The 9,816-nt window shown below is 49.6% G+C and carries 7 protein-coding genes; all 7 read right to left on the reverse strand.

Going from position 1 to position 9,816, the window contains the following annotated elements; all coding sequences use genetic code 11:
- Window positions 1-70: 70 nt before the first annotated feature.
- The 7 genes from fliI to J3U76_RS06030 all read right to left on the reverse strand — a co-directional run bounded on the left by fliI (window position 71) and on the right by J3U76_RS06030 (window position 8,837).
- A complete protein-coding gene (fliI, locus tag J3U76_RS06000) occupies window positions 71-1,411 on the reverse strand; it encodes a flagellar protein export ATPase FliI (protein WP_208005009.1) in 1,341 nt (446 codons plus the stop codon).
- Window positions 1,398-2,216 (reverse strand): flagellar assembly protein FliH, encoded by an 819-nt coding sequence (fliH, locus tag J3U76_RS06005; protein WP_208005010.1) that lies wholly within the window; start codon window positions 2,214-2,216, stop codon window positions 1,398-1,400. Before fliH ends, fliI begins: the two co-directional genes overlap by 14 nt.
- Window positions 2,213-3,259, reverse strand: coding sequence for a flagellar motor switch protein FliG (gene fliG, locus J3U76_RS06010; RefSeq protein WP_208005011.1), 1,047 nt, complete (start codon window positions 3,257-3,259; stop codon window positions 2,213-2,215). The genes fliH and fliG overlap by 4 nt, the downstream gene beginning before the upstream one ends.
- The gene (fliF, locus tag J3U76_RS06015) at window positions 3,252-4,961 is read right to left on the reverse strand and encodes a flagellar basal-body MS-ring/collar protein FliF (RefSeq protein WP_208005012.1); all 1,710 of its coding nucleotides are present in this window, start codon (window positions 4,959-4,961) and stop codon (window positions 3,252-3,254) included. Before fliF ends, fliG begins: the two co-directional genes overlap by 8 nt.
- Window positions 4,962-4,972: 11 nt before the next feature.
- A complete protein-coding gene (fliE, locus tag J3U76_RS06020; RefSeq protein WP_208005013.1) occupies window positions 4,973-5,287 on the reverse strand; it encodes a flagellar hook-basal body complex protein FliE in 315 nt (104 codons plus the stop codon).
- A gap of 801 nt (window positions 5,288-6,088) precedes the next feature.
- Window positions 6,089-7,516: a sigma-54-dependent transcriptional regulator gene (locus J3U76_RS06025; RefSeq protein ID WP_208005014.1), complete on the reverse strand. Its 1,428-nt coding sequence runs from the start codon at window positions 7,514-7,516 to the stop codon at window positions 6,089-6,091.
- Between the two features lie 295 nt (window positions 7,517-7,811).
- Complete coding sequence (locus J3U76_RS06030; RefSeq protein ID WP_208005015.1) at window positions 7,812-8,837, reverse strand: sensor histidine kinase; 1,026 nt, start codon at window positions 8,835-8,837, stop codon at window positions 7,812-7,814.
- Window positions 8,838-9,816: the final 979 nt, after the last annotated feature.

Below are 9,816 nucleotides of genomic sequence, written 5' to 3' on the forward strand. Positions count from 1 at the left end.
CCGTAAGCTGATAGCTGATAGCTGATAGCTGATAGCTGATAGCTGATAGCTGATAGCTGATAGCTAAAAGCTATTGCTGTGCCTGCAATAATGGCGCACTTACCGTGGCTAAGTCAGTTAAGCACATCGGCATTTCTACAATATCTGTCATGCTTTGCGTTAAAAAGCTATCTAGGCGTGGTCGCATTAAAATAGACATATCAATACGCGGGTCGGCGCCCGACTGATAGGCCCCAAGGTTAATTAAGTCGTGATTTTGTTGATACAAGGCATAGCTTTGCTTAACCGCTCGGGCCTGTTTTTGATGCTCATTCGTCGTCACTGAAGTCATCACTCGACTAATGGATTTTTCAATATCAATGGCCGGATAATGCCCGCTGTCGGCCAGTTGGCGCGACAATACAATATGTCCATCTAAAATTGCCCGTGACGCATCGGCTATCGGGTCTTGTAAATCATCGCCTTCGGTTAACACGGTAAAAAAGGCGGTAATGCCACCTTGGCCGGCACTCTCATTACCGTTACCGGCGCGCTCCACTAGGGCCGGTAAACGGGCAAACACCGAGGGCGGGTAGCCTTTACTGGCAGGAGGCTCGCCCACGGCCAAGGCAATTTCACGTTGTGCTTGGGCATAACGGGTTAAAGAATCCATTAGCAGCAAAACATTTAAACCTTGATCTCTAAAGTACTCAGCTAAGGTGAGTGCCGTTTCACAGCCTTTTAAGCGCATTAACGGCGAGGAGTCAGCAGGGGCGGCCACCACCACTGAGCGGGCACGCCCTTCATCCCCTAAAATTTCATCAATAAACTCTTTCACCTCTCGGCCACGTTCACCAATTAGGCCCACTATGACTACATCGGCTTTGGCACCCCGGGTCATCATGCCTAACAGCACACTTTTACCTACCCCAGAGCCGGCAAATAGCCCCATACGCTGGCCTTGGCCTACGGTAATAAGGGCATTAATGGCGCGCACGCCCACGTCCATTGGCTCTCTAATGGGTTTACGCGACATAGGGTTAATACGTTCGGCACTAAAGCTGGCATTTTTACTGGTCACTAACGGGCCAAGGCCATCTAAGGGCTGACCGATACCGTCAATCACTCGGCCTAATAACTCCATGCCCACCGGAATACCGGCGCTTTGGCCGATAGGGGTCACGCGCGCGCCCGGGATCACCCCTTTTAGCGATTCACTGGGCATTAAAAACAGTTTATCGTCAGAAAACCCCACCACTTCAGCGTCCATATCGCCAAACTGGGTTTGAATTTTACACAAACTGCCCACTGCCGCCGTGCAGCCCACGGCTTCTAGGGTTAAGCCCACTACTCGGGTTAACTTGCCACTGGCCGACATAGCCGGTGCGAGCCCTTGAGTGTTATAAGCCGTTAAGCGTTTAAGGAGCGTCATGGAAACGGGCCCAATTGGCTTTCATAAAGTTTGCCATTAAATCGTCAACGCGCCGCGCCAAGCTAACATCTAATTCAGACAAAGCCGTTTTTATTCGCACATCGCCTCGGGCTTGACTAGGCTCACTCATTAATCGCCAATGCCGCTGCTCCCGGCTGGCATCATCAAAGTGTTCTTCTATAATTGCCACATCGTCTGGGTGTAAGTATAAGGTTATCTCGCTGTCGCTCTCGGGCAGTGCCGACATGGCTTCTTGTACTGTGGCAAGCAACAGCTGGGGCGAGGTGGTAGATTCGGCTTTTAATAAATTACGCGCAAGCTCTAACGCTATGGTGACTAAGCTTTGCTCCACCACTTTATCAACCTTAGCCAGCGGTGCTTGCAACTGCTCAAGTAAGGCCTGCCACTGCTCACTTTGCTGCTCTATGCTAGCTTTGCCTTCAGCCAACCCCTCGGCTTTACCTTGCTCTAAGCCCGCCTCGTGGCCTTGTTGCAAGCCCGTTAAGCGCCCTTCTTCTTGCCCGGCAGCAATACCTTCTTGTTTACCTTCAACAAAGCCTTCTTCATACGCCGCTTGGCGAATTTCTTCTAGCGCTTCAGCGGTAAGGGGTTCTGGCTCGGGCTCAAATTGTTCAGGCTCGGGTTCAGGCAAAGCTGCTGCCCGCTTAATATTAAGTGCCTGCGGCTCTGGCGTGTCTGGCTTAGTAGAAGACATATCAGGCCAAGGCCAATTTTCTGACTCAGAGCCCGCATCTGGGCCTGCCAATACCCGCCCAGGTTTAGGGCCATAAGTATAACGACTCATACAAAGTCGTCTCCGCCGCCTTTAGCCAACATTAACTCACCACTGTCGGCTAAACGACGCGCCACCGCCAAAATCTCTTTTTGCGCCAGCTCAACATCACTCACTCGCACCGGTCCCATGGCTTCTAAGTCATCTTGCAACAATTCTGCCGCTCGCTTAGACATATTGTTTAAGAACTTATCTTTCAGTTGATCATCGGCGCCCTTCAGTGCGCGTTGTAACAGCTCGCCACCCACTTCACGCAGCAACAGCTGTATGCCCCTGTCATCAACATCAATCAGATTTTCAAATACAAACATTAAGTCTTGGATCTTCATGCTCATCTCTTCGTCTTCATCACGAATCGACTCCATTAGCACCCCCTCTACCGAGGTATCCAAGTAGTTCATAATATTGGCCGCCGCTTTTAGGCCGCCCATTTTCGCCGCCTTGGCACCACTTTGGCCGGCAAATTGTTTTTCCATAATGTCGTTAAGCTCTTGCAAGGCCGCCGGTTGCACTTCTTCAAGCTCAGCAATACGCATCACCAAGTCTAGGCGTACTGGCTCGGCAAATAATTGCAATATTTCTGCGGCTTGTTCGGGGTCTAGATAAGACAACACTATGGTTTGAATTTGTGGGTGCTCGTTTAAAATAATGCCCGCCACTTGTCGTGCGTCCATCCACTTTAACGAGTCTAGGCCGCGCGAGCCTGCCCCGGCTGAAATTTGGTCGACCAAACGGCCGGCTTTATCTTCACCCAGCGCCGCCACCAAGGCATTGCGCACAAAGTCTTGGCTGCCCACACCAATTTTGGTAAAACGCTGAATATCTTCAATAAATAAGCGATGAACTGCCCCCACTCTGTCGGGGCCAAAATCGCCCACCGCCGCCATTTTCATCCCTAAGCGTTGCACTTGCTTAGGATCAAGGTGGCGAAAAATTTGCGCGGCATCTTCTTCGCGCAAACTCAGCATTAACAAAGCTGCTTTTTCGGTGCCGGTCATTTTATCGAGCAGCTTGCGCTGATCTTCGGTCACCATTAGCTGTTCGGTATCACTCATCCGTTTTCACCCAATCTCTTACCACTTGTGCCGCTAAATCGGGCTCGTTGGCCACCAAGGCACGAATGGCCGACAGTACATCTTCATCTTTATTTAAATCAGGCAGCTGCAAACGGCCTTCACGTACCCCAAACATGCCTTCATCTTGTTCAGCTTGTTGCGCCAGCAATGTTAAGTCATCACTGCCCATTAGCGCATTTTGCCCATCTAAATCCACATCTTCAGGCAGCTCTTCTGTGCCTAACAGACGCTTCACCATGGGTCGCACTAAGGTTAACAGCAGCACCACTAATACAATAACCGCACCTAAAATACGCAACAGATGCAAGAACCACGCTTTTTCATAGAATGGCACACCTGCAATATCATCCATCACTGGGCGATTAAAGGGCACAGCCACCACTTCTATGGCGTCGCCTCGGCTAACATCAAAACCCAAACCACCGCGTAACAAACGGTCAATACGCGTTAGCTCTTCTTCGCTTAACGCTACCCGCTCTGTGGTGCCATCTTCATTGGTAATGGTTTTATGATCCACCGCCACCGACACTGTTAACCGACGAATATCACCGGTAGAACTTTGGCTATGGCTAATGGTGGTATCTAGTTCAAAGTTACGGGTCGCCTCTTTACGCGAGCGCTCGTTACGGCGCTTTTCTTGCGCCGTTAACCCTGTGGCATCTTCCGGAATATCCGACTCACCCGGCGGCTGATTGGTGAGCGCCCCCGGAATACCAATGGCCCCTAAGCCCGAAGTGTTATCTTCCATCACCATTTCTGAGCGCACTGCAGGTAGGTCTGGGTTATAGGTTTTTACAGTTTGTTCTTTACGGGTAAAGTCGAGCCGTAAGTCGACCTCGGCAGTATAATTCCCTAGGCCAAGCACTGGGCTTAAAATAGAGTCAATTTTTTGTCGGTATTCTCGTTCTTGCTGTTGCTGTAGTTCAAATTCTCGACGGGTACGGGCCGAGAGTGGATCTTGTGAACCCGAATTTAATAGTCGCCCATTTTGATCGGTCACCGTCACTTTATCGGGTGACATTTCGGCCACCGCAGAGGCCACAGTATCTACAATGGAATCCACTTCTTCTTGGCGTAGCATACTGCCACGGCGCAAGTTTAATAACACAGTGGCGCTGGGCTTGCGTTTATCACGCACAAATACATTTTCGCGAGGAATCGCCAACAAGACTTGCGCCTTACTTACACTGTTATATTGCTCAATTACGCGGGATAATTGGCGCTCGCGACTTAAATTAAGCCGTTCACGCTCAAGGCGCTGGCTAATACCAAAACCGGGGTCAGATAATAAGATAGAGTCGCCTTCGGGCGGAGCTTGATCTAGACCCGAACGGCGTAAATTAAGTTGAATATCAGAAAACTTGTCGGCCCGCACCAGCACAGTGTTGCCATCAATTTGATACTCGACTTTTTGTGCATCTAAAAAATCGAGGGTTTCAATCAGTTCTTGATTGTTATACACCCCTAACGGGCGCATTTCGGGCTCTTTGCCCCACATCAATAGAAAAACCGCCAGCGCCAAACAAATCGCCAGCGCCAGCACAATAATAACTTGGCGTAACACATCTGTGTTACTCAGTAACGCCAATGGCGTGCTTTTTTGCTCTTCTGCCTCCAGCGAGTTGGCCTCGCTGGTAGACACTGCATTTTTGTCGGTATTAACCAAGGTGTTATCAGCCACCAATCACATCCTTATACCGGCATATTCATAATAGTTTTATACGCTTCTACGACCTTGTTACGCACTTGCACAGTCGCGTCAAACGCCAAGCTCGATTTTTGGCCGGCAATCATTACATTTTCTAAGCTCACACTTTCGTCACCCATTTCAAAGCGGTTACGCAAATCACCCGTGGTTTCTTGTAAGGCATTCACATTATTCACCGCCTGAGATAATACCGCAGAAAAGTCTTGCTTTTGTGCTATATCATTGGCCGGCGCTAAGGGTTGCAGCTCGCTTTGCATCGCCTGCATTTCAGATATTAAGGCCGAAGCTTTTACATCCATGGTTAAAAATCCCCTTAAAATTAGGCAAAAGTATAATCGCAATAGAGTTAATGCAAACAATAGGCCAGTATATATACAACCGAGTAAAATAAATAGTGAAGAAAATTTAGCGCCAAGCAGGCAGCGGTACGCTGAGCGCTGTACGAAAAATCAAACCAGTTTTACCTTTAACGTCAGGCGTACAGCGGCAGATGTTCCATTCTCTTGTGAAATGGATTGCTTCGTGCCTCGCAATGACTACGAAGAAGGTAAAGTGAACTGGCTAAGATAAACCGGTGAATAGTAAGGCGGACGACACTGAATTCGTCATAGGGGTTGTCTCGTCCCCTTTGCTCCTCACTCTTTACGATTTTTTCTTGTTCTGCCCCCTAATCCCTATTCACCAATCCCTAATCACGCCTTAACATTTAAACCTGGCGCCAACCGCTGTATTCTTTAACTGACAGCTGATAGCTGACGGCTAAAAGCTCCCCGATGGGGCAGTCATTGCGAGGAGCGCAGCGACGCGGCAATCCATCTAACAGACAGTAATAAGCTTGAAGCTTGAAGCTTGAAGCTAGAAGCTAGAAGCTAGAAGCTAGAAGCTAGAAGTAAAACCGACAATTAAAGGTACCGCAGTGTTTTTTAGCTTAGCGCTTCCTATACGTTTTACGCCAACCGCTGTATTTCTTTAACTGACAGCTGATAGCTGACGGCTAAAAGCTACCCAAAGAGGTAAGCTCGGCGCTGCCCGTTTTCTTTAACGTACGGCGTACAGCGTTAAACGTACAGCTCCCCGAAGGGGTAAGCTCGGCGCTGAAGTCAAACCTCAACCCCAGCTTCACGCATGCGTGCCAGTTTATAACGCAAGGTTCGGGGGCTAATGCCTAACTTGTCTGCTACTTCTTGACGACTGCCGCCATAGGTTTGCAGCGCATTTAAAATAATTTGCTGCTCTTGGCTTACTAACTCACTCCCTAAGCTAACTTCCTCTGTGCCTGTCTTTAATGCTTTGTCATCAAATACAGGCGAGTCCTGTCGCGGTTGAATATTCGGCTGTACTTGTGGCTGTGGTTCCGACTTGCTGGGCGCAGCAAGCGGCACACCAGCATCATCTAGCAATATATCGGCGGCGGCAATGTCGTGCCCTTGGGCTAAAATTAGCGCGCGTTGCATCACATTACCCAACTCACGCACATTGCCCGGCCAGAGCCACGCCTGCAAACGCGCCTTGGCTTGCTCACTTAATTGTAATGGGCCGCGGCCTAATTCTTTAGCATGGCGCTGCAGCAAATACTCCGCTAACGGCACAATATCACCGGGGCGCTCTGCAAGCGCAGGCCAATGCAGTGGAAACACATTTAATCGGTAATATAAGTCTTCTCGAAAATGTCCCTCGGTCACCGCTTGGCGCAAATCTCGGTTGCTGGTGGCCAGCACCCGCACATCTAACACCATAGTTTTACGCCCGCCTAAGCGCTCGACTTCACGCTCTTGCAACACCCGTAATAACTTAGCCTGCAGGTTTAAATCCATTTCGGTAATTTCATCTAACAAAATGGTGCCGCCATTGGCTTGCTCAAACTTACCTGGATTTGCCTGCACAGCACCGGTAAAAGCGCCCTTTTCGTAACCAAATAGCGTGGCCTCTAACATATTATCGGGAATAGCCGCGCAGTTAATAGCCACAAAGGCCCCGTTAGCCCGTGCCGACTTTTGATGAATAAAGCGTGCCAGCACCTCTTTACCCGTACCGCTAGGGCCACTGATCATCACGCTAGCACCCGACTCCGCCACCTTAGTCGCCAATTGTAATAATTGAATACTGCTGGCATCGCCCACTATAGGGTCATCTCCGCCGTCACTACCTTGGGTTAAATAACGCGCCACCACTGCCTGCAAGGCATCCGGTGTAAACGGCTTAGCCAAGTAATCAACCGCCCCCGCCCGAATAGCCGCCACCGCTCCCGACACTTGGGCATAGGCGGTAATCACCAATACTGGCAACCCCGGAATGCGCCGATTAATCCACGCCAATAGCCCCAAGCCGTCCATGCCGGTCATTTGCACATCAGTAATCACTAACTTAGCGGCACTTTGTTGCAAATAGACAATGGCATCTTCTGCACTACTGGCGGTGGCACACGAGTAGCCTGCCAACAACAGCGTATCTTGCAACGCCTCTTGCAAACCGGCATCGTCTTCAACAATTAATATATCAACCACATTGGGCGCTACATTATTGCTCATAAAGTGTCCTTAATGTCTAACACCAAACCTAAAACCTCTTTGCCACGAAATCCACGGAACCCACGAAAAGATCAATATAAGAACGAAACGTTTAATGGTAAAGGCCACCCCCATAAGAGCAATTACGTTTTTTTCTAAGTGCGCAGTACCGTTTTGTCGTCTTTGCGAGCGAAGCGCGGCAATCCAAGCTTTATCTTTTGAACTTCATTCAAAATCCAACATTCACAATTCAACATTGCCTTTAAAACAAGTGCTGCTACGCGCCACCGGCCAGCTGAAGCGGCCTCTACGGTGTTTACCGGGTATTGGGCGCTTGGTGCTGTGCGCTGCAAGGAAAAAACAAACTAAAACAACTACCTTTACCTAATTCAGACTGTACCGACACCCGCCCTTGATGCGCCCGCATTACCGCCATTACGGCCGCTAACCCTAAGCCAGTGCCTTGGCTGCGCGTGGTAAAAAATGGCGTAAATACTTTGTTTAGCACGGCATCATCCATGCCCTTACCATTATCTTGCACTCGAATTTCTACTTCATTACTTAAACACCGCAGGCTCATATTCAACTCATTCGCCCCCGCTTGCGCCCCGTTCTCTAGCAAGTTCAACATAATACCTTTTAACGCATGGGCATTACCCAGCACGTAACAAGGCTCAACATTATGGTAATCATCAGTAGTAATGCTGGCCCCTTTCATTGCCAACAAAGGGCTGGCGGCTTCTGCACAGTCTGCCAACAGCGTATTTACGTCAATATTATCGGCCAAGGCCGCTTGCTCGGGCCGCGCGAACAATAAAACGTCACTTATTTGACGCTCAATATCTTGTAATCGCGCCACCAAGCGCTGCTGAAACTGTTCACGCTGGCTGTTGTTAAGATGAGGCGCCGCCAAATTAGCGCCATATAACATAGCAGCCGATAACGGAGTGCGAATTTGATGCGCCAAGGTCGCCGCCATTTGCCCAAGGGCCGCCAAACGCTGCGCATGGCTTTGCTGATCAACCCACTCACGGGTGGGCGTCATATCGGTAAGTTGAATAAGTTGACCCGGCTGCCCTTCTATATGAGAAATAGCCAGTTGAACACGTCGACCATCTTTAAGTGACACCTGCAACCCATCATCCGGCTGCGGCGCAAACACCCGCTTAATTACCTCTGGCCACAACAATCCCTGTAACGGCTCTCCCAACATACTTTGCGCCGCCGGATTAGCCAACGCCACCCGCCCTTTACCATCCAGCCACACCACGCCACTGGGCATGGCATCTACCAAAGCAGTCATATTTAAATCGGGGGACACAGCAACAGACATAGCACACATAACATAAAGGGGAATACCCTACTCATTCAATAAGCATGCCAACCCAGCCCCTATGGGGAGCTATCAGCTATCAGCCGTAAGCTGTCAGAAAAAGCGCAGTGCTTACCTGTAGGCACTGCTTCAGCTGTACAATATCGCACAGCGATATCAAGCAAGCAGCCATGCTGCTATACGCCAGCCGCTGTGTTCCTTTAACTGACAGCTTACGGCTTAAGGCTGACAGCTCCCCGAAGGGGCAGTCATTGCGAGGAGCGCAGCGACGCGGCAATCTATCTCACAAACAGTAATAAGCTTGAAGCTAGAAGCTAGAAGCTGAAAGTAAAACCGACAATAAAGGTACCGCAGTGTTTTTGTCTAGCTTAGCGCTTCCAGCTCTGAGCTTCCGGCTTTCTATACGCTGAGCGCGGAACGAAAAATCCAACCTGTTTTACCTTTAACCTACGGCATACAGCCTTAGGCGCCGTGTTTCTTTTACTGACAGCTGAAAGCTCCCCGAAGGGGTAAGCTCGGCGCTGCCTGTTTTCTTTAACGTACGGCGTACAGCGTTAAACATACAGCTCCCCGAAGGGGGGTAGCGCTGCCTATAACCTGTAGTCTTGCGCTTCAGCTGCAAGTCTTGCGAGGCAAGAATCTTTTGCCCTAATCACGCTTTTATATTTAAGCTTGGTGCTTGGCGCTGATCCCTTCCCTAATCACGCCTTAATATTTAAGCTTGGTGCTGAGTTTCTAACTGACAGCTTACGGCTTAAGGCTGAAAGCTACCCGAAGGGGATATGACCACTACCACGCGAGCAAAACAGCGCGTTTTCATATGCTCAATAAACGCTTTATCATCCGCACCTTCACCAATTACCCCCTCTGTCACCCTAGTTGTCCGGTTGGCAATTCAGCCTAATTTTATATCAATAGGGCCGGTGTGGGAGTTATTATGTCATTGTATTCTGAAGAGCGTAAAGCAGCGGTTGTCAGTAAGTTATTG

This window comes from Oceanisphaera pacifica (assembly GCF_017498065.1).
Lineage (GTDB): Bacteria > Pseudomonadota > Gammaproteobacteria > Enterobacterales > Aeromonadaceae > Oceanimonas > Oceanimonas pacifica.